The organism is Mesorhizobium sp. B3-1-6, assembly GCF_006439555.1.
In the GTDB taxonomy this organism is placed as follows: Bacteria; Pseudomonadota; Alphaproteobacteria; order Rhizobiales; family Rhizobiaceae; genus Mesorhizobium.
This window is the reverse complement of record NZ_VFTM01000041.1, coordinates 1-20,204: the sequence shown is the minus strand read 5'-3', so window position 1 is coordinate 20,204 and position 20,204 is coordinate 1. Positions and strand designations below refer to the sequence as shown.

The 20,204-nt window shown below is 64.6% G+C and carries 18 protein-coding genes; 8 read left to right on the top strand and 10 right to left on the bottom strand.

What is annotated here, in order from left to right:
• Positions 1-361: 361 nt before the first annotated feature.
• Both uvrB and FJ414_RS27655 read right to left on the bottom strand, forming a co-directional pair.
• Entirely contained in the window at positions 362-3,496 is a 3,135-nt protein-coding gene (uvrB, locus tag FJ414_RS27660) for an excinuclease ABC subunit UvrB (RefSeq protein WP_140647543.1), read from the bottom strand.
• Between the two features lie 99 nt (positions 3,497-3,595).
• Positions 3,596-4,531, bottom strand: a complete 936-nt coding sequence (locus FJ414_RS27655; protein WP_140647542.1) for a LysR substrate-binding domain-containing protein — start codon at positions 4,529-4,531, stop codon at positions 3,596-3,598.
• A gap of 99 nt (positions 4,532-4,630) precedes the next feature.
• Here FJ414_RS27655 and FJ414_RS27650 point away from each other — a divergent pair, with 99 nt between their 5' ends.
• Positions 4,631-5,854, top strand: coding sequence for a TauD/TfdA family dioxygenase (locus FJ414_RS27650; protein ID WP_140647541.1), 1,224 nt, complete (start codon positions 4,631-4,633; stop codon positions 5,852-5,854).
• Between the two features lie 16 nt (positions 5,855-5,870).
• Here the strand turns inward: FJ414_RS27650 and FJ414_RS27645 are convergent, their stop codons facing one another.
• Entirely contained in the window at positions 5,871-7,127 is a 1,257-nt protein-coding gene (locus tag FJ414_RS27645; RefSeq protein ID WP_140647540.1) for a hypothetical protein, read from the bottom strand.
• A 144-nt stretch (positions 7,128-7,271) separates the two neighbouring features.
• On the opposite strand from FJ414_RS27645, the gene FJ414_RS27640 reads away from it, so the two are divergent.
• Together FJ414_RS27640 and FJ414_RS27635 are read left to right on the top strand one after the other, a co-directional pair.
• Entirely contained in the window at positions 7,272-8,321 is a 1,050-nt protein-coding gene (locus tag FJ414_RS27640) for a CapA family protein (protein ID WP_140647539.1), read from the top strand.
• Positions 8,322-8,505: 184 nt separating this feature from the next.
• Complete coding sequence (locus FJ414_RS27635) at positions 8,506-9,477, top strand: DUF3137 domain-containing protein (protein WP_140647538.1); 972 nt, start codon at positions 8,506-8,508, stop codon at positions 9,475-9,477.
• 3 nt (positions 9,478-9,480) lie between these two features.
• On the opposite strand, the gene FJ414_RS27630 is transcribed toward FJ414_RS27635, so the two are convergent.
• Positions 9,481-9,963 (bottom strand): DUF2314 domain-containing protein, encoded by a 483-nt coding sequence (locus tag FJ414_RS27630; RefSeq protein WP_140647537.1) that lies wholly within the window; start codon positions 9,961-9,963, stop codon positions 9,481-9,483.
• A 237-nt stretch (positions 9,964-10,200) separates the two neighbouring features.
• Here FJ414_RS27630 and FJ414_RS27625 point away from each other — a divergent pair, with 237 nt between their 5' ends.
• Positions 10,201-10,827 (top strand): hypothetical protein, encoded by a 627-nt coding sequence (locus FJ414_RS27625; protein WP_140647536.1) that lies wholly within the window; start codon positions 10,201-10,203, stop codon positions 10,825-10,827.
• Positions 10,828-10,886: 59 nt separating this feature from the next.
• Here the strand turns inward: FJ414_RS27625 and FJ414_RS27620 are convergent, their stop codons facing one another.
• Positions 10,887-11,402, bottom strand: a complete 516-nt coding sequence (locus FJ414_RS27620) for a hypothetical protein (RefSeq protein ID WP_140647535.1) — start codon at positions 11,400-11,402, stop codon at positions 10,887-10,889.
• A 266-nt stretch (positions 11,403-11,668) separates the two neighbouring features.
• Positions 11,669-12,316 (bottom strand): hypothetical protein, encoded by a 648-nt coding sequence (locus FJ414_RS27615; RefSeq protein WP_140647534.1) that lies wholly within the window; start codon positions 12,314-12,316, stop codon positions 11,669-11,671.
• Between the two features lie 877 nt (positions 12,317-13,193).
• Here FJ414_RS27615 and FJ414_RS27610 point away from each other — a divergent pair.
• Positions 13,194-14,132, top strand: a complete 939-nt coding sequence (locus FJ414_RS27610) for a diacylglycerol kinase family protein (RefSeq protein WP_140647533.1) — start codon at positions 13,194-13,196, stop codon at positions 14,130-14,132.
• Positions 14,133-14,203: 71 nt separating this feature from the next.
• Here the strand turns inward: FJ414_RS27610 and FJ414_RS27605 are convergent, their stop codons facing one another.
• The 3 genes from FJ414_RS27605 to FJ414_RS27595 are packed head-to-tail and all read right to left on the bottom strand — an operon-like array spanning position 14,204 to position 17,942.
• The gene (locus FJ414_RS27605) at positions 14,204-15,121 is read right to left on the bottom strand and encodes an NAD(P)-dependent oxidoreductase (protein WP_140647532.1); all 918 of its coding nucleotides are present in this window, start codon (positions 15,119-15,121) and stop codon (positions 14,204-14,206) included.
• A complete protein-coding gene (locus FJ414_RS27600) occupies positions 15,118-16,329 on the bottom strand; it encodes a mandelate racemase/muconate lactonizing enzyme family protein (RefSeq protein WP_140647531.1) in 1,212 nt (403 codons plus the stop codon). Before FJ414_RS27600 ends, FJ414_RS27605 begins: the two co-directional genes overlap by 4 nt.
• Complete coding sequence (locus tag FJ414_RS27595) at positions 16,326-17,942, bottom strand: GMC family oxidoreductase N-terminal domain-containing protein (RefSeq protein ID WP_140647530.1); 1,617 nt, start codon at positions 17,940-17,942, stop codon at positions 16,326-16,328. Before FJ414_RS27595 ends, FJ414_RS27600 begins: the two co-directional genes overlap by 4 nt.
• Positions 17,943-18,131: 189 nt before the next feature.
• Between FJ414_RS27595 and FJ414_RS27590 the strand changes: the two genes are divergently transcribed.
• Positions 18,132-18,527: an acyl-CoA thioesterase gene (locus tag FJ414_RS27590; RefSeq protein ID WP_140647529.1), complete on the top strand. Its 396-nt coding sequence runs from the start codon at positions 18,132-18,134 to the stop codon at positions 18,525-18,527.
• Positions 18,528-18,644: 117 nt separating this feature from the next.
• Positions 18,645-18,848: a hypothetical protein gene (locus FJ414_RS27585; RefSeq protein ID WP_140647528.1), complete on the top strand. Its 204-nt coding sequence runs from the start codon at positions 18,645-18,647 to the stop codon at positions 18,846-18,848.
• Between the two features lie 169 nt (positions 18,849-19,017).
• On the opposite strand, the gene FJ414_RS27580 is transcribed toward FJ414_RS27585, so the two are convergent.
• Positions 19,018-19,386, bottom strand: coding sequence for a helix-turn-helix domain-containing protein (locus tag FJ414_RS27580; protein WP_140647527.1), 369 nt, complete (start codon positions 19,384-19,386; stop codon positions 19,018-19,020).
• 90 nt (positions 19,387-19,476) lie between these two features.
• Between FJ414_RS27580 and FJ414_RS27575 the strand changes: the two genes are divergently transcribed.
• A complete protein-coding gene (locus FJ414_RS27575; RefSeq protein WP_140647526.1) occupies positions 19,477-20,082 on the top strand; it encodes an NADPH-dependent FMN reductase in 606 nt (201 codons plus the stop codon).
• The last annotated feature ends 122 nt before the right edge of the window (positions 20,083-20,204 follow it).

Sequence of the window (20,204 nt, the reverse complement as noted above, 5' to 3'; positions counted from 1 at the left end):
GTCGATATCTCTGGTCTTGCCGACTTTGTTGGAGCATGATCCCGAAAAACGGTTCCCATTTTTCGGGATCATGCTCTAGCGGCTCAATGCACTTTGACGGTGCGCCGGCAGGCCATCAGGCCACGCTCGGCGGCACCACGAAGGGCAGACCAAAAATCGAAGCGGGAAAACCCGGACCGTCCTGGTCAGCCCTGCAAGCAAGCTCGCAGGGCACAAATCGGGCCACGCTGACGATGGTGATAGTAGTTCATGCAGCCCTCCTTTCCAGACGTTCGAGTATGCCGAGCGACTACATCAAAGGCGAGGGTGAGGGCAAGTGGGCCGCACTTTCTTTCTCCCACAAGCGGAGAAGGAAAAGGCGCTACTGCCCCGGCCGACCAGTCTTGCCCGGCCGGCGTTTCTGGCGGCGCTCGTCGGCTGGATCCTCGTAGGAGCCGATGCCGGCGCGCTGGCGGACGATGGGTTTGTCGCCGCGTTCCTTCGCGCCCCCCTCTGTCCTGCCGGACATCTCCTCCCCCGGGGGGGAGATCGGCTGCGGCTTATCCGGCTTCTTGCCTTCGACGGGCTTCTCGGTGCGGCGCACCGTCATCTCGTCAAGCGAGTTCTTGCGGAACAGCGGTTTGCTGCGGTCGCCGGGAATGCCGAAATCGGAACCATGCGCTTCCTGCGCGCTCTGCTTCTTGAACAGCGAACGCGAGACGGCGCCGGCCGGGGTCGTCATGTCGGTGCCGGGGCCCATGTCGTCGATCGACGGCTTGGCGAAAAGCGGCTTCTTCACCGGCACGGCACCGTCGGCGCCCATCTCGTCGAGATGCGGCTTGCGGAACAGGTTGGGCCGGGCAGCTTTGGCCGCTTCCTCGGCGGCACGCGCTTCATCGAGCTTGCGGAACCGCTCCTGCTCCTCGGCGGTACGATGCTTGGCGACGCCCTTGTTGTGCTTGCCCTTTTCGCGGCCCGATGCAGGACTTTGCCCTTCCACCTCGCGCGCCAGCGGATCGTCGGAGATGGCGAGCTCCATCTCGCGCAGCCGCTTGATCTCGTCGCGGACGCGCGCCGCCTTCTCGAAGTCGAGATTGGCGGCGGCATCGCGCATCTGCTTGTCCAACGCCTCCAGATGGGTCTTGAGGTTGTTGCCGATCATCGCCCCGGCATCGTCGGTGAACTGCGAGATGTCGGCGCGGACATGGTCCTTCTCGTAGACCGAGTCGAGGATGTCGGCGATGCGCGACTTGACCGATTCCGGCGTGATGCCGTTGGCGACGTTCCACTCCATCTGTTTCTCGCGGCGGCGGTTGGTCTCCGCCATCGCCCGCTCCATCGAGCCGGTGATCTGGTCGGCGTAGAGGATGACCTTGCCATCGACGTTACGGGCGGCGCGGCCGATGGTCTGGATCAGCGAGGTTTCCGAACGCAGGAAACCCTCCTTGTCGGCATCGAGAATGGCGACGAAGCCGCATTCGGGAATGTCAAGGCCTTCGCGCAACAGGTTGATGCCGACCAGCACGTCGAAGGCGCCGAGGCGCAGATCGCGCAGGATCTCGATGCGCTCCAGCGTGTCGATATCGGAATGCATGTAGCGGACGCGGATGCCGTTCTCATGCAGGTATTCGGTGAGGTCCTCGGCCATGCGCTTGGTCAGCACGGTGACCAGCGTGCGGTAGCCGGCCCGGGTCGTGTCGCGGATCTCGCCGACGACGTCGTCGACCTGGTTCTTGGCCGGACGCACCTCGACCGGCGGGTCGATCAGGCCGGTCGGGCGGATGACCTGCTCGGCGAACACGCCGCCGGACTGGTCGAGTTCCCAACCGCCCGGCGTCGCCGAAACCGCCACCGACAGCGGGCGCATGGCGTCCCATTCCTCGAAGCGAAGCGGCCGGTTGTCCATGCAGGAGGGCAGGCGGAAACCGTACTCGGCCAGCGTCGCCTTGCGGCGGAAGTCGCCGCGATACATGCCACCGATCTGCGGAACGGTAACGTGGCTTTCGTCGATGAAGACCAGCGCGTTGTCGGGAATGTATTCGAACAAGGTTGGCGGCGGATCACCCGGCTGGCGTCCGGTGAGATAGCGCGAATAATTCTCGATGCCGGCGCAGGAACCGGTCGCCTCCAGCATCTCCAGGTCGAAGCGGGTGCGCTGCTCCAGCCGCTGCGCCTCCAGCAGGCGGCCAGCCTTTTCAAGCTCTTGCAAGCGAAGCTTGAGCTCTTCCTTGATAGACTTGATGGCTTGATTCAAGGTCGGGCGCGGCGTCACATAGTGCGAGTTGGCGTAGATCTTGACGCTTTTCAGCTCGCCGGTCTTCTGGCCGGTCAGGGGGTCGAACTCGGTGATGGACTCGATCTCGTCGCCGAACATCGAGATGCGCCAGGCGCGGTCTTCCAGGTGGGCCGGGAAGATCTCGATGGTGTCGCCGCGCACGCGGAAGGAGCCACGGACGAAATTGATGTCCTGGCGCTTGTACTGCTGGGCGACGAGATCGGCGAGCAGGGCGCGCTGGTCGAGCCGGTCGCCGACCTGCATCTGGAAGGTCATCGCCGTATAGGTCTCGACCGAGCCGATACCGTAGATGCAGGACACCGAGGCGACGATAATGACGTCGTCGCGCTCGAGCAGCGAACGCGTCGCCGAATGGCGCATGCGGTCGATCTGCTCGTTGATCGAGGATTCCTTTTCGATGAAGGTGTCGGTCCGGGGCACATAGGCCTCCGGCTGGTAATAGTCGTAGTAGGAGACGAAATACTCGACCGCGTTTTCGGGGAAGAATTTCTTGAATTCGGCATAGAGCTGCGCGGCCAGCGTCTTGTTGGGCGCCAGGATCAGGGCAGGACGCTGCGTTTCCTCGATCACCTTGGCCATGGTGAAGGTCTTACCGGAGCCGGTGACCCCGAGCAGCACCTGGGTGCGGTCGTTGCTGCCGACACCTTCGACGAGATCCTTGATCGCCGTCGGCTGGTCGCCGGCCGGCTCGAAATCCGACACCATCTTGATGGCGATGCCGCCTTCGGACTTTTCCGGGCGCTCGGGGCGGTGCGGCGTCCAAAGCACGCCGTCCTTGTGCAGGGGATTGCCGGATTCGATCAGTGCCGACAGTGCTGCCACCGTGGCGGTGACGCCGCTGGACGTCATCGTCTCGGCTTCTTCCAGCGAGACGTCGAGGCCGGCGATCGGATTGAGGCCGGCCGCGGTGCGCTCGCGCGCCGACGCAGCACCCCCCATCGAGGTGCCGCGCGCCGTGCGGCCGGGCGCCGACGAGCGCTCGGGGATCTTCTTCGGGGCCTTCGCCTTCGGCTGCTTTTCCGCCTCGCGCTCGATCTGCCCGGCCCAATCGGAGATCGAGCCGGTCAGCGGCGCGCCGGAAAAGTCGGCCTGTGGCGCCTCGCCAAAACCACCGGGCTTCAGCGGCTCGGCCGCATCGAGGAATTCCGTCAGCGGACTGCGCCGCTTCGGCGCGTCATCTTGCGCCGGCGAAGGCGTCTTCTTGTCAGGATGTCTGGCCATGACCCGAATATGGGTGGACTCGGCCGAAATGGAAAGAGCCGAGTGAAACGGCGCCGGCCGCGCGCGGACGCTGCTGACAGAAGGCTGTCAGGAGAGGCGTCATGACGTAGTGAGCCGGAGATCGCTGGTGTCCGATGTCGCGGTCGAGGCAAGCGCCGCGGCGACGGCGGCGGCGCGGCGGGCCTTCGGTCCGTCCACCGGCCAGACCAGACGGCGCCTGATGGTCAATGCCGGAATCTCACTGGCAATCTCGACGAGCTGCCCGGAGCGGAAATGCTGTCTCAGTACCAGTTCGCTGGCGAGCAGCGCGCCCATGCCGGAGATTGCGGCCTGCGCGGCCAGCACGGTCAAGGGGAACCGCGGTCCGTGGTCGATGTTCTTGCGCTGTCGGCCGGCGGCGGTGAACCAGTTCTCCCATGTGGGATAGACGTCGTCGCCCATGGTCTGATCGATATGCAACAGAGGCAGGCGGTCGAGCATCCCGGCGCCGTCCCGGTCGGAGCGGTTCCCGATCAGCGCAGGGGCACAGGCCGGGACTACCCTTTCGGTGAAGAGCTCGGCCGAAGCGAGATGCTTCGCCGAGCTGTTGCGGTAGCTGATAGCGAGGTCGATGCCTTCGTCCAGCATCGAATCCAATGCGATCGACACGACGACGCGCACATCCAGCCTGCCGAGAGCCGCGCGGACATTGCCAAGGCGCGGCGCCAGCCAAAGCGAGGCGAAGGACGGATCGGCCGCTACGGTGAACGTATCGGCGCGACGCTCGAAACGCAGCCGCCGCAGCCCGGACGCCAGTGCGTCGAAGCCGCGGTCGATGTCGGGCAGCGCCGCTTCGGCGATGCGCGTGAGCGCGATGCCGTTGCCCTTGCGCCTGACCAGCTTGACGCCAAGCCGATCCTCCAACTGCCGCAACTGATGGCCGACGGCGCCCGGCGTGACACCGAGCTCGTCGGCGGCGCGCGTGAGACTGCCGGTGCGCGCGGCGGCGGCCAGCGCCCGCAAAGCCGACAAAGGGAGGTCGCGAAGGAACGTCATGGATTGAGTTTACCTCAAAACTTGCGAAAACAAACTCGTTTGCTATGTGGGCTACCGCCGACCTAGCGTTGAAGCCAGCTCAACTTAGGATGCCAGGTCATGCTCGATATGCAAACGCAGTCCGTCCCCGCCGGCCAGGCTCTTGCGACACCGCGCCGCTTGCGATCGATGCGCAACGAGGGAACACGCATCACGATCGAATTCGACGATGGCAGCGCCGGCCGGCTGTCGATGCGCTGGCTGCGGCTTGCCTGCGAATGCGAGATATGCGGCGACACCGCTTCCGGAAAGCGCTGGCTGACGCCCGCCGACGTTCCCGCCGATATCCGGGCGACGTCGGTCGAAATCTCGTCCGACGGGACAATGGATGTGGTCTGGCAGGACGGCCATGCCTCCCGTTTCGCGGCGGGCTTTCTGGCCGTCTATGCCGGACGGGTCGGCGATTTCGGCGCGCCACACTTCCATCCGGAACTGTGGAACAGCGATCTCTCAAGGCGGCTCGGTCGCTTCGCCTTCGATGCCGTGGTCGAGGACGACGAGGCGCTTTTCCACTCGCTGCGCGCCTTGCGCGACCACGGCGTCGCCATGCTGACCGGCGTTCCGGCCGAGCCCGAGGCGACGCTGCGTGTCGCCGGCCGCTACGGTCCGGTGCGCGAGACCAGCTACGGCAAGGTCTTCGATCTCATCTCACGACCTGACGCGCGGGTGGCCGGAGAGACGGCGCGGGCGCAGATCCCGCACACGGACGAGCCGTTCCGCTATTCGCCGCCGGGCTTCATCTTCTTCCATGCCATCAGGACCGGCGCCGGCATTGGCGGCACCTCGTTGATGGTCGACGGTTTTCAGGTCGCCGAACAAATGCGCACGAACACGCCTCATTTGTTCGACCTGCTGACCCGGCATGGCGTGACATTCCATCGCGAGCACGCCGGCGACGTGTTCTTCAGCGCCGAGGCGCATGTCATCAGCCTAGACGCGACCGGCGCTGTCACCGGCATGCGCTTCAACGATCGCTGCCTGGCGCCGCAGGCCGGCGCCGTCGACGAGATCGACGGGCTGATCGAGGCGCTTGCCGAGCTGACGCGGCTGATCTGCGATCCGGCGAACCAGTTCCGGCACCAGCTGCAGCCCGGCGAGGTGCTGGTCTTCGACAATCAGCGGGTCCTGCACGGGCGCACCGAATTCGATCCGACATTGGCGGTCCGCCACCTCAGAAGCTGCAATCTCGACCGTGACGGCGTCCACAGCGCGTTCCGCACACTGGCCCGTCGCTTCGCGCCGCAAGAGGCACAGGCGGTGCTTTACCAGGGGGCTATTCTTTAGCCTGTGGAATAGGTCCTCAATTGAACCACAGCGCAAAGGTCAAAAAACCGGCGCCGCCGAATTCGCGCTGGATCTGGTCGAAATCGTCACCGGCGAGGATCCTGCCGCTTTCGAGATAAGGCGCGATGCCGGGGCCGGTGATCGACAGCACGAGGTCGAAAGGTTTCGGCTCGTCGAAGAAGCGCTTCATGTTGATGCCCCTGCCGGTGACGCGGAAATGCGGCAGCAGCACGCGGCCTTCGAGAAGGTCCTCGGCCATGGTCAGCGCGGCGAGCCAGGCGGTCACCTGCTGCTCGCCGACCTCGAGGCCGGTCAGCGGATTGACGCCTTTCTGCTGCGGTCCAGGCAGCCATTCGCGGTCATTGTCGGTCTCGGCCAGGATCGCTTTCCAGTCCTGGCGCGACAGCCTGATCATCTCCAGCAAATGGCGGCGCGCGGCCTGCCGGCGCTCCGGCTCGACCACCGGCCAGTTGACGAGGTGCACCAGCGAGACGAAGTCGGCGAAGCGCCATTCCGAGGCAAAGATGTTGCCGCTCATGCCGCCATCCGGCGGTACCAGCGCATCCTGCAAGGGCAGTTTCGCGCGCGGGAACAGCATGTGGAAAGAGCCGTCGAACATGCCCTTGAAATCATGCGCCAGCCAGAAATCGGCCTGCGCCATCAGGAACTCGGCATAGCCTTGCAGCCAGAAGCCGTCGGCGCGGTCGAAGCGGAAGGTGAGCGAGGGTGCTGCATCGCTGGTGTCGATGCTGCCACGGGCAAGCGAGGCCATGATGGCGGCGATGCTTTCGTCGGGCGCGAGCTTGCCATCCTCGTTGAGGTCGATGCCGACGCGGGTGAGGTCGACGACCATGCCGATATCGGCATCGGCCGGCACCGAGCCCAGCGTTGCAGCGGATTTTTCCAGCCGGTCACGGAAGGCGACAAGGATGGCGCGGAATTCTTCATAGGTCAGCGGTTGCGGGTTGGGATTGTCCGGCACGGGCAATTGCATCAGCGGCAGCATGAAGGATTTCGGGCTCTCGAAACCGTGGCGATGCAGGCCGGTGGCGAGGAGTTCCAGGGCGGTGAAGAATTCGCCGGCGCCCGCGGCATAGGCCGCTGCCGGGTCCCTGGCCGCTGTCGCCTCCAGCATCGACAGCGCCGCGTTGCGGTCGGCAACGCTCTTCGCCTCAAACATGGACTTGGCCGCGTCCGGCGTCTCCGCCCACGCGAAGGATGCCGGCAGGAATGCAAACAAGGCTGCTGCAAGGATCGCTCTACGCATCGTCATTGCCCTCCACTCATACCGCGAGCATACACGTATTTGGTTCGAGGCGTTCTCCGGTCCTGCAGATCAGCGGGTCCGTTTTCGCAATGGCGCCCGGCTTCAACCGGCCCGTCAGACAGTCTACACAGGGCGAAACTGGACCTGCCCGTGTCGAATTATCCGCTTTCCTACAAACTGTCGTGGCTGCCGCGCCTGCTGCGACCGTCGCTTGCCGGCGACAGAAGCGGCTTCGCGGCGCCCGCGGCGACGTTGCTCGATCCGCAGCCAACGCGGAAGGTGCGGCTGGCGTTCGTCGGCGACATTTCGGCCGTCGCCAATCGCGATGCGCCGGAATGCGATCCGGCGATCACGACGCTGCTTTCGTCCGCCGACCTCGTGGTCGGCAATTGCGAAAGCCCGATCGTCGAACGCCCACGCGCGGCGATCGGCACGCGGCTCGGCACGCATCATGCGATGCGCGAGCGTTTCCTGGCCGATGCGCTTGCAGCCGCCGGCATCGCGCGCGACAGGCTCGTGCTGTCCTTGGCCAACAATCATGTGCTCGACCAGGGGATTGCCGGTTTCGAGGAAACACGCGCGGCGCTGAGCCGGCTCGGGATCCGGACCATCGGCACGGTTGCGGGCGGACCGGTCCAGCGTCATGCGGCCGGATCGCTGACGATCGGCTTTGCGGCTTTCGCGCTCTGGCGCAACACGGACGCCGCGCCGTTCGAGGAACACATCTCGATGCGCAGCGATCCCGCCGAATGGCCGAGCGACGCCGTTTCCGGCATCGATCTCATCTGCGCCGTGCCGCATTGGGACTGGGAGTTCCGGCATTTTCCACGACCTGCGACCCGGGCGTTGGCGAGGCGGCTGGCGGATCACGGCGCCGGGCTGATCGCAGGGCATCACACGCATGTTTTGCAGCCCATCGAGCGCATCGGCGACAGCTTCGTCGCCTATGGGCTCGGCGATTTTCTCGGAACCGCCTTTGCCAGACTGCCGTGGCCGGCACGCATCGGCTCGGTATTCGTTGTCGATGTCAGCGCCGATCCGGCCACGCGCGGCGCCATCGCCGCCTACAAGATGCATTTCTTCATGCGGCTGCGGGCAGGCAGCCATGAGCGGCTGGTGCCGGTGGAGGCGCTCGACGGGGCGCCCAAGTCGCGGGTAACGGCCCGGCTGGCGACGATTTTCCCAGCCTCGCGGAACTAGAGCAGTTCTTCGTTTCACGGAAACGACGAACTGCCCTAGCTATTTGTTTTGACGCAATTCCGGACGGAAAAACCGTTTCACATTTTTCCTGGAATTGCTCTGGCCGCCGGTCGCCGCGAGCGCTGGCGACTTTCACGCAAAAGCCGCTATCATGGCCGCATCTCAGCGGCGGCCGGGGGTGGCCATGGAAGCAGTGGATTTCATGCCGAGCGAAGCGGCGATCGCAGGCATCAGGCGCGGCATCGAGGACTATGAGGCGAAACGGGCGTCAGCCCAGAAACAGGTCCGCTGGCGGATCCCCGTGTTCGTCGGCCTGGCCGTCGTCTTCGTCGCGCTCATTGCCTGGCTGTTCAACGCCGCCGCCGATCCTCACGAACAGTGGCTCTCCACGCCGCATGTCTTTCTCTATCTTGGCGGCATGGCTGCGGCGGTGGTGCTCTATTTCCAGGCGCTGAGGCCGGCGACCCGGCTGCAGCAATCCTTCCGCGACACGCTGCTGCCGATGATCTTCGGCTTCGTGCGCGACGTGCGCTACCAGCACGGAACGCGGCCGAACTCCTTCGACAGGATGCCGCGCGAAACCGTCGGCGCTTTCAACCGCCAGAGCTTCGACGACGTCATTTCCGGGCGCTACGAGGATTTTCCCTTCGAGCTCTACGAGGCCAAGCTCTGGGAAGGCTCCGGCAAAAGCGAGACGATCGCCTTCAAGGGCGTCATCGTCGCCTTCGAGACCATCGAGCCGTTCCCGGGCACACTGGTTGCCGCACGCAAGGCCGGCAAGGTGGCGCATTTCTTCCGCGGCATGTTCGCCAGCAAGATGCAGGAGCTGTCCTCCGGCGTCGAAGACCTCGACGCCGCCTATGAATTCCGCACCGACAATGTCGAGGCGGCGCGGCCGCTGGTCACCGGCCGGATGGCGCGGGCGCTGACCTGGCTGCGCGAGACATGGCCCTACGACCCGGCGCGGGTGGCGCTCGGCGGCAGCGACGGCTTTCTGTTGATGCCGCGGTCGAAGAACTTCTTCGAGCTTCCGGATATCTCGCAGCCGATCGACTACAACATTCATGTCGCGCCGATGATCACCGATCTCGGCGCCATGCTGGCGACGGCGGCGCTGGTGCGCAAGGTCGGCGCGAAGGACGAAGCGGCCGGATAGGGTTCAGCAATCGAAGCCGTATGCAGAACGCATGTAATCCGCCTCTTCCTTCGACATCTTCTTGAGCATCACGCAGACGGTGAAGCTGCCGACCTGGCGGCCGTTCCTTGTGTAGCCCCAGTCGGAGATGTCGTCCCTGGTGAATTCGATGTTCTGGCCAAGGACGACGTTGCGGACGATTTCCGGCTCGTTCGCCAATATGCCGACGAAGCCGGCGTCGGTCCGCTTGAAGGGGATGACCCAGAAATGCTCCGTCGCATTTCCGTCGACGATCATCACCTTCAGCTTGAACTTGTCGGTTCCCGGCGGCGGAGCGTCGGCCAAGGCCAGGAATTCATCCAGGCTGGATCGCGCCTTTGCGATCGCCGCCGCCATCTCGGCGTCGTCGGAGGCGATCATCATGGCCTTGTCGTCGCCTTCCGCCCAGGCATGCAAAGGAGCGAGCGCCAGCAGCAGGCATAGCGCGATACGAACGGCAATTGTCATGACACCCCCAACCCCAGTCAAGGCCACTATCTTCCTGTAATATGTCGGCATTATCAATCGAACTGCGGTTCGCCGCCAAGCTATTGAAGCCATCGGCGGACGCCTGCCATTGCGGCAATCATCCGTGGTTTTTGCGAAGTGGCCCACGCTGATCGTCAGCCGGGTATGATAAGCGGGAAGACCCGGCTGCCGAAGAAATCGAATACGTTGAATGGAACTGCGCGGAGAGGGCAGGATATGCGACCGAGATTTGCGGCAGCGGCGTTCGCGGCGATCGTGGTTTGCGCCGGGCCTGCCCGTGCCGACGACCCGAAGGCGTTCAAGCTGACCATCGACGGCGTGAGCGTCGATATCGATCCGGGCGAGGATGTCGACGTGACCTTGCCTGGCGGCAGGACCAGCAAGGTGCGGATCGATCACAATGATTTCGCGACCTTCTCCGGCGGCGCATTCTCCTTCGTCCATTCGAGCAGCAATTCGGTCACCAAGACCGATCTCGGCGACGGCATCGCCCAGTATCTCATGGCTTCGGCGCTCGGCACCCTCGTCGTGGTGCAGAAATACGACAGGATGAATCCGGTTTCCCTCAACCAGCTGATGCTGCAGGAGATGACCAAGGAAACGGTCCAGGCGGGTGGGCAGCTGACGCAGCAGCCGACGAGCCGCAAGCTGGCCGACGGGAAGGAGTTGACGGGCCTCAAGGCCACCGTCAAGACGCGCACAGACAGTGCGGATTTCGAGATCGTCGGCTTCGGCACCGCCGATCGGGGACTGCTCTTCATCACGCGCATCGGCGATCAGGACAATGCGACCGAACAACCGCTGATCGACAAGTTCTGGGAGACCTTGAAGATCAAGCTGTAAGGTGTCCGATATTCAGGTGAGGCCGGCCCGCCCTGAATCTCCACACGCCTTGGACTGGCTTACAGACCCGTCAGGCCGGCCAGCCAGTTCGCCGAGCGCTTCGCCGCGTCCACCGTTGCGCCAGCGGCGCGGCTGAGATCGGTCTTGACCACGGCATAGCCGGCCTTGGTGCGGTAAAGCACCGCGCGGCCGCCATCGACCGACCTATCGAAGGCGACGGGCTTTGCCGATTCCGTTTCGCTGGCGGTCACCGTTGCGCCGACCGGGGCGCTCGGGCGATGGTCGAGCTCGGGCGGCAGCGGGGCGATGGTTTCGACGACGCGGTTCCTGGGCTTCAGATCCGGCCTGGAGGCTTTCGCGGCAAGCTCGGAGGAAGAGGCCGAGCCCTTGACGCGGCAGATGCCTGAAACCAGCGGATAGTTGAAATTGCGCTGGTGCAGCATCTGGCTCTTCATCGCCGCCTCGCAGTCGGCGATCGTCGTCCATTTGGCCGGCGTCTCGCCGATATATTCGCACAGCTTGGCATCGCAGTCGCAGCCGACGATGGTCATGGCGACAAGGGCGGTCTTGATCACGGTCTTGTCCCTTCGAAATTGCCTCTCCAACCGCTTGCATCAATCCGCGCCGAACAAGGCGGGATTTGGCCGCCATTGTGAAATGTGGATGACGGGGCGTTTCCGAAGGTTGCTCAGTCGGCGACTGTGGCCGAAATGCCTCAGTCGTCGGCGTAGACATGTTCCAATTCGGCACCGGCCTTGGCCAGAGCGGGCAGGACCAAATGCAGCTTGCGCACGGCGACGGTCAGCGCCGTGCGGCGCGTGTCGGGCGATACAGGGATCGGCTAGCTGAACAGGATGCGCGAGCCGTCGGGGGCGGTGATTTCCGCGCCCGAGGTCGCCGTGATCATGATCTCGTCCTTGCCGCCGATCTCGACGAAGGAGATTCCCTTGTCGATCAGGCGCGGGACCATCCCGGTAAAGGCTTGCGAGCGGCTGGTGACGAAGATGGTGCTGTCGCCGCCGAGATCGCGCTCGAGAAGCGTATCCGGCTCGTTGCGCGCCGCCTCGCCGACCGGGCCCTTGGCCCAGACATGGACGTCGGGTGGGCTCGGATCGCCGGCGGCGGCCAACGCCGATTTGCCGAGATCGGCGCACCATTGCTTGACCGTGTCTGCCAGGCCGAAGGCGAGCTTGCGTTCGCTGGTGCGGATGGAGTCGTCGCCGGCGGCGGGCTCGACCGCAAACAGGCCGGCGCGCTCTTCGGCATAAGGAAAATTGGACCAGGGTCTGGTGTCGAGAAAGACGGCATGGTCGCCGGCTGCCTTCGCCTGATAGATATCTGCCGCGACGCGCTTGCCGGCGGTTGCCTCGGTGATGCGGCCGACCGTGTTCTCGTAGGCCCACTGGATGGCGTAGTCGATCGTCAGGCCGGTGCCGATGAGCGTTGGCGCGACGTAATCGAGGATGTCGATGCCGCGAGCGGACGTCACACGGATAATCGTTGCATAGTGGTAACCTGTTTTGCGCTTTGTGCGGAGCCGGGCTGTTCGCCGCTCCAAAATCGGCTAACGTTCAGCGTGACGTGAAGGGGGATGCTTCATGCCGCTGATCCGCAAGCTTGCCGTCGCCGGCGCCGGCGATCTCCGCCGGCAGCACTCGCCCGCTGGCGAGGCATCGCGCCAAACTGCCTGGAAAGCCATTCCCAAAAAGACAGTTGGCGCTGGGATTTCTCCCAGCGCCTCCCTGTCAGATCAGGAACCGGTTAAGGCAGCAACTCCCGAAAAGTCGTCGCGCCAAGCCAGCCTTGATTTTGACGGTCCTGCCAGTCGCCACCCGAGGGCAGCTCCCGTTCCAGACCACGCCGATCTCCACCCTTGCGGGCTTCGCCCAGCGTGCCATCGAAGGTTTTTACCGGCCTTCATGGCAGCATCGGTCCGCCGTCGGCGTTGGCACGCTTTCCGCGGCACCCGTAGGTCTCGGCATCCGTCCCTCCAACAGGCAAGCCTGCTCTCGTTCTGGGCCGTACGGGCCTCAGGAAATCCGCCTTGCGCTTTTGCCTTTCGGCTGGGGCGTTCAGTGGCCGCCTGAGATGGGTTGAATGTACGCCGGGTAAGGGGTCTGGGGAATGCCGGCGTGCCTGTGGATAGCGGGATTATCGGGGACCAATGGCAAAAGCTTCGGAAGCTGCCGGCCGAACCCCTTAGACAGCCTGCCCCGCTTTTTTAACGACCTTGGATGTTCGAGCCTTGCTCCGCCGCCCGGTCCGCGTTTCAATGTCGGCAAAAGAGTTTGGGCCGGCAAAAGACTTTGGGCGCCGGCGCGGACTCCGCCGCGCATTTTGCGCGGCGTGCCTCGGGGGAGGTCGGCTTGAAGGTCGGGGTGGTACTCAATCCGATTGCCGGAGGCGGCAGGCTCAAGCGGCATTGGGCGGAGGCGGCGGCGTCGCTCGAGACGAATTTCGGCGATTTCGATCTGCGCGAGACGCAAGCCTGCGGCGACGCCGAGCGGCTGGCGATCGACCTCGCCGCCAGCGGATGCGACCTGGTGATCGCGGCCGGCGGCGACGGCACCGCCAGCGAGGTGGCCGACGGGCTGCTGCAGGCACGGCAAGAGAGCGGCCGCGAAAGCGCGCTTGGACTTCTGCCTTGCGGCACCGGCATCGACTTCGCGCGCGGGCTTGGCCTGCCGCGCGGCATAGGCGCCTCGGTCAAGCAAATCGCCGATGCCGAGGGTCGCAAGATCGACGCCGGCCGCATCTGCTACATCGACGACCATGGCGCGCTGGCCAGCCGCCACTTCATCAATATCGCCAGCCTCGGCCTGTCCGGCGCGACGGATCGCGCCGTCAATGCCGACAAGCGCAAGGGCAGGGTGTCGGCCAAGGCGCTGTTCTTCTGGCGCACGGTGCTGGAGTTCGTCCGCTACCGCTTTCAGGACGTCCGGATCACCATCGACGACGGCGAGCCGGTCGAGGCGCGCATGGCGCTGGTGGCGGTGGCCAACGGCAAATTCTTCGGCGGCGGCATGATGATCGCGCCGGACGCCGAACTCGCCGACGGCCAGTTCGACATCGTCATCCTGCGGGCCGCCGGCAAACTCGGCTTGATCCGCGACCTCCGCCTGCTCTATGGCGGCCGCCATCGCAACCATCCGGCAATCACCATCCTGCGTGGCCGCAAGGTGCTGGTCGAGCCGCTCGGCGATGTCGAGAAAAACGGCGCGCTGGTCGACATAGACGGCGAGTCCCCGGGCCGGATTCCAGCGACCTTCGAGATCCTGCCCGGCGCGCTGACGCTGCGAGGTTGAATCAACTGGCTGAGAGTTTGATTCCGCTGGCACGGCCAGATGGTTGAAATAGCTGGCTGTTTTTTGCGGGTTTATAGTTCCAGCTTGGCCGGGAAGCCCGGCGCGCGCAGCTCCGTCCCGACCGCATCCTCCAGAAGCTTGACGATCTGGGTCGACCAGGCATCGCCGCCATAGGCGCGCTTGCCCTCCTCGAAAATCGCATTGATGCGTGACGCCAGGTCGAGCGGCGCGCCGAAATCCCTGCCCATGGCCAGCGCGAAGCCGAGGTCCTTCAGCGCCAGGTCCATGGTGAAGCCGATGTCGTAGGAGCCGTTGAGCACCAGCTGGCTCTCGGTCTCGTGGACGAAGCTGTTGCCGGATGAGGCGACGATGGCGTGGTAGGCCTGGGCGAGGTCGAGCCCGCCCTTTCTGGCCAGCATCAGCGCCTCGCCGGCGGCGACGAGATGGATGAAGGCCAGCATGTTGGTGATGACCTTGATCACCGCCGCCGAGCCGACAGGGCCCATCAGGAACGACTTCGCGCACATCGCCTCGATGGCTAATCGATGGCGTTCGTAGAGTGCGGCATCGCCGCCGACCAGCGCGGTGATCCTGCCCGCCGCCGCCAGATGCACGCCGCCGGTCACCGGGCATTCCAGCGTCTCGATGCCCTTCGCCGAGGCGATTGCGGCAAGCCGCAGGATCTCGTCGCGGCCGTTGGTCGACATCTCGATCCAGGTGCCGCCCGCCGGCAGGCCTTGGAGCAATCCGTCGGGGCCGGCCAGCACCGCTTCGCTGACCTTCGGCGATGGCAGGCAGGTTATCGCGTTGCCGGCGCGGGCGGCGGCCTGGGCGGGACTCGCAGCCGCCGTGGCGCCGAGCGCGACCAGACGCTCGACCGCCGCCGGGTCGCGGTCGACGACGGTGACGGCAAAGCCGTTGCGCAGCAGGCTGGCGGCAAGGTTGCCGCCGAGATGGCCAAGCCCGATGAAGGCGTAGGCGAGAGTCACGGCATCAACGGGATCTGCATCATCTGCAGATGCAGGTCCTTGCCGTTATAGGGATGCGCGTCGCAGACTTCCTCGTTGAGCTCGACGCCGAGGCCCGGCTCTTTCGAGGGGATGACGTTGCCGTCCTGCCATTCGATCTTCTTCTTGAGCAGGTTTTCGTGGAAACCGTCCCACTGCTTCAGCGATTCCAGGATCAGGAAATTGGGCAGCGTCACCGCAAGCTGGATGTTGGCGGCGCCGACGATCGGACCGCAATAGCAGTGCGGCGCGACCTGGATGTGGTAGGCCTCGGCCATGGCGGCGATCTTCTTGGTTTCGAGGATGCCGCCGGAGCGGCCGAGATCCGGCTGCAGGATGGTGGCGGCGCGGTTCTCGATGACACGGGCGAATTCGAACTTCGTCGTCAGCCTTTCGCCGGTGGCGACCGGGATCGACGTGCCGCGGGCGACCTGCGCCATCACCTCCGGCATGTCCGGCGGCACCGGCTCCTCGAACCACAGCGGATCGTATGGCTCGATGGCGCGCGCCATGCGCAGCGCGCCGGATGCGGTGAACTGGCCATGCGTGCCGAACAGGATGTCGGCCCTGGTGCCGACCGCCTCGCGGATCGCCTTGATCATGCGCGCCGAAAGGTCGATGTCGATCAGGCGCGGCTGGTGGCCGTCATAGGCGGTGTAAGGGCCGGCCGGGTCAAGCTTCACGGCGTTGAAGCCCTGCTCGACATATTCGAGCGCGCAAGCGGCGGCCATGTCGGGGTCGTTGTAGACGTTCTTGCCGCGCGCATCTTCCGAATGGACGCTGCCGGTGTGCGGATAGAGATAGGTGTAGGAGCGCAGCGTCTCATGCACCTGGCCGCCGAGCAGCTTGTAGACCGGCTTGCCGGCTTCCTTGCCGACGATGTCCCAGCAGGCCATTTCGAGCGCCGAGAAGCAGCCCATGCCGGAGACGTCCGGCCGCTGGGTGAAGCCGGAGGAATAGGCGCGGCGGAAGAAATTCTCGATGTCGTGCGGATCGCGGCCGACGAGATAGCGCTCGGCCATGTCCTCGATCATCCTGGCGGTGACATGCGCCGAGAAGGTGGCGTTGTAGGCTTCGCCATAGCCGGCCACGCCGCCGTCGGTGGTGAGCTTGACGAAGATGAAATACTTGCCGCCGATGCCGGGCGGCGGGTTGCCGACAACCCAGGTCTTCACGTCGGTGATTTTCATTTGTGGTCCTCCAGAACCAGATCGGCGCCTTTCCATCCGGTCAGGATCGAGGCGGCATTGGTGTTGCCCGTGATGTTGTCGGGGAAAATCGAAGCGTCGATGACCCGCAAGGCGTCCAGCCCGTGCACTTTCAGCCGGGGATCGACCACGGCGCGCGATGCGTCCGGCCCCATGCGGCAGGTCGAGACGGGGTGATAGACGGTGCCCGAGCGTTTCCTGAAATCCTGGATCAAGTCGGCGTCCGACTTTATCGAGGGACCGGGCAGAACCTCTTCCTCGATGATCTCTGCCATCGCCGGCATCGCGGCGATCTTGCGCACGAACTTCACCGCCGCCAGCATCTCGTCGACATCGGCATTGGTCGAATAGGCATTGGCTGTGATCTTGGGATAGTCGCGCGGGTTGTTCGAGCGGATCATGATCTCGCCGCGGCTCGAGGGCCGGCAGTTGGACAGGCCGATCGAGAAGCCCGGCCAGGGGTCGGGCGTCAGGATCGGGCGCTCGCCGCTCTTCGGGATGACGGTCGAGAAGGCCTGGAAATAGAGCTGCATGTTCGGCCGCGCCATCGACGGGTCGGTGCGGAAGAAGCCGCCGGCATTGTTCATCGACAGCGACAGCGGGCCTGAGCGTGTCAGTATGTATTGCATGCCGACCAGCAGCTTGCCCCACCATGGGCGCAGGATCTGGTTGAGCGTCGGGACCTTGCCCTTGAAAGTATAGTTGATGCCGACATGGTCCTGCAGGTTGGCGCCGATATTGTCGTTGGCGTGAATGATCGGGATGTCGAGATTGCCGAGCAGCGCCGACGGGCCGATGCCGGAAAGCTGCAGCAGCTGTGGCGAGTTGATCGAGCCACCGCAGAGGATCACCTCGCGGCCGGCGCGGACAGTTTTCGTTTCGCCGTTCTGCTCGTATTCGACGCCGACGGCGCGCTTGCCCTCGAACAGGATTTTCGTCGCCAGCGCCTTTGTCTCGACGCGGACGTTGCCGCGCTTCATCGCGGGCCGCAGGAAAGCTCGGGCCGCCGACATGCGGCGGCCGTTCTTCGTCGTGATCTGGTAGACGCCGACGCCTTCCTGGGAGGCGCCGTTGAAGTCCGGATTGAACGGCAGTCCGGCCTGTTGGGCAGCGGCAAGATAGCGCTTGGTCAGCGGATGCACCGCGTTCGTGCAGTCGGTGACGCGCAGCGGGCCGCCGACACCACGCCACCGGTCGGCGCCGGCCGCATTGTCTTCCATCGCCTTGAAGGAGGGCAGGAGGTCGTCATAGCCCCAGCCGGGATTGCCGGCGGCGGCCCAGGCGTCGAAATCCTCGCGCGCGCCGCGAATGAAGACCATGGCGTTGATGGAGCTCGAGCCGCCGAGCAGCTTGCCGCGCGGCCAGTGGTCGGCATTGCCGGCGAGACCGGGATCCGGCTCGGCCTTGTAGTTCCAGTTGACGGCCGGATCGAAGAAGGTCTTGCCGTAGCCGAGCGGCATCTGGACGTAGAACCGCTGATCGGTTCCGCCGGCTTCCAGCACCAGAACCGAGAAGCGGCCCGACGCCGACAGCCTCTCGGCAACGACCGAACCGGCCGAACCGGAACCGACGACGATGAAATCATAAGTCTGCATGATGGTGTGGGCGGGCTCCGCGGTGTCGGGCTTACCCTAGACATTGCCGGCTCGCGGCGTCGCCGTGGCTTCCGGCATGGCTTGTGAAAAAAGCGACCGGCGAAGCGGCGTACATTTCGCTTTCACCAAAGCTTGCGACATGGCGGTCGCATTGCTACGCAACAGCAACCGACCTCCAAGGATTTCGCCATGGTGCATTACGCGGACGGAAAACCTCTCGGCGATCTCACTTTGAGGACGCTCGCCATGCCCTCCGACGCCAATGCCGCCGGCGACATCTTCGGCGGCTGGGTTATGGCGCAGATGGACCTTGCCTGCGGCATCCGCGCCGCCGAGCGCGCCAAGGGGCGCGTGGTCACCGCCGCGGTCAAGGAGATGTCCTTCGCCAAGCCGATGAAGATCGGCGACACGCTTTGCATCTACACCCATGTCGAGCGCGTCGGCCGCACCTCGATGGTGCTCAAGGTCGAGGCCTGGGCGCAGCGCTATCTTTCCGATCTGATGGAAAAGGTCACCCATGCTGATTTCGTCATGGTCGCGCTCGACGGCGAAGGCAAGCCGAAGCCGGTTCCGGCCGAGATCTGACGGGATACCTGATTCTCCCAGGCTTGCCGTTTTGTAACAACGCCCGCGCGGGAGATGCGCGTCGCGACATCCAATGGTTGCCTTCGCGCCCCACTTTGAGGTCGCGAGGGGACAACAATGCGTCAACATATGCTGAACGGCTGGCTCGTGGCAGCCCTTATTGCTCTGGTCTGCCTGCTCGGCGTAACGGCCTATGTGGAGGTCAGGAAAGACCTTCCACGCGTCGCCTGCATGCGGGATCGCACCGTGGCCGGCAAGAGGGCCGCGCAATCGGAAAGCTGCTCGACGGCGTGTTGCGGCAGCACCAATCCAAACGCCTGATGCGTGGCCGGCTAAAGACAGCCCTTCTTGTCGAGGCGGTTGCGCGGAGACGCCAGCGAGGCTAGCGGCGAGACCGCAGCGGATTTGATCGAAGCGAAACGCGAGACAGGGCCGGCGCCGAGCCGCACGGTTCATCCAATGGTTCAGAAACCATTGAACTACAAGGGTTTCAAGCCTGCTGGCTGTCGAATTTCGCGCGCGCTTCGCGGACCCGATTGGTGTTCTTGCGCGCCCATTCGCCGAGTGCGCCGACCGGCACGAGCAGCTCGTGGCCGAGTGGGGTCAGCTCGTAATCGACACGTGGCGGAATGGTCGGAAACACTTTTCGCGTCACGAACCCATCGCGTTCCAGACCGCGCAAGGTGGTGGTCAGCATCTTTTGCGAAATGCCGCCGACGGCGGCACGCAACTCGTTGAAGCGCATCGCCCCGTCGCCCAGCTTGCCGACCACGAGCACGGTCCATTTGTCGCCGACCCGTTGCAGGATCTCCGACACGGCGCGGCAGTCCTCGGTGATGTGCGGGTGCCTCAGTAACAAAAACGTGCCTCCTTGCGCGCCGATTTGTCAGTATCACATATAGCGCCGGTATCCAAACGATACCAGAAATTCCCGCAAGGAGAGCCCCTTATGTCCAAACCCAAAATCGCCATTGTCGTCGGTTCGACGCGCGCCGCCCGCTTCGCCGACGTGCCGACGCAATGGATCGCCAAGATCGCCAAGTCGCACGCCGATATCGACGTCGAGATCGTCGATCTGCGCGACTGGCCGCTGCCTTTCTTCGACGAGGTCGCTTCCTCCGCCTGGGCGCCGTCGCAGAACGAAGTGGCGCAGCGCTGGCAGAAGAAGGTCGCCGAGTTCGACGGCTTCATCTTCACCGCCGCCGAATACAACCATGCTCCGACCGGTGTGTTGAAGAACGCCATCGACTACGCTGCCAATGAATGGAACAAGAAGCCGGCCGGTTTTGTCGGCTATGGCTCGGTCGGCGGTGCGCGCGCGGTCGAACAGCTCCGCCTGATCGCCGTCGAGCTGCAGATGGCGCCGGTCAAGTCGGCCGTCCATATCGCCTGGGGCGATTTCCTTGCGGTGCGCCAGGGCGAAAAGAAGCTCGAGGACATCGAGCACCTGAACCAGGCCGCCGCCGCGCTGGTCAACGACGTCGCCTGGTGGGCGAAGGTGCTGAAGGCCGCCCGCGCCGCCGACGCGATCGCCGGCGAAGCCCAGGCCGCTTAAAGAGCCTGCGTGGACTATCCTCCCGAGGGGCGGCGCTTGCGCCGCCCTCAGACTGCTGACGAACCCCGTCGATTTTCGGCGGGGTTTTGTTTTATGTGATTGAAGAGTTTTGAGAAGTTGGT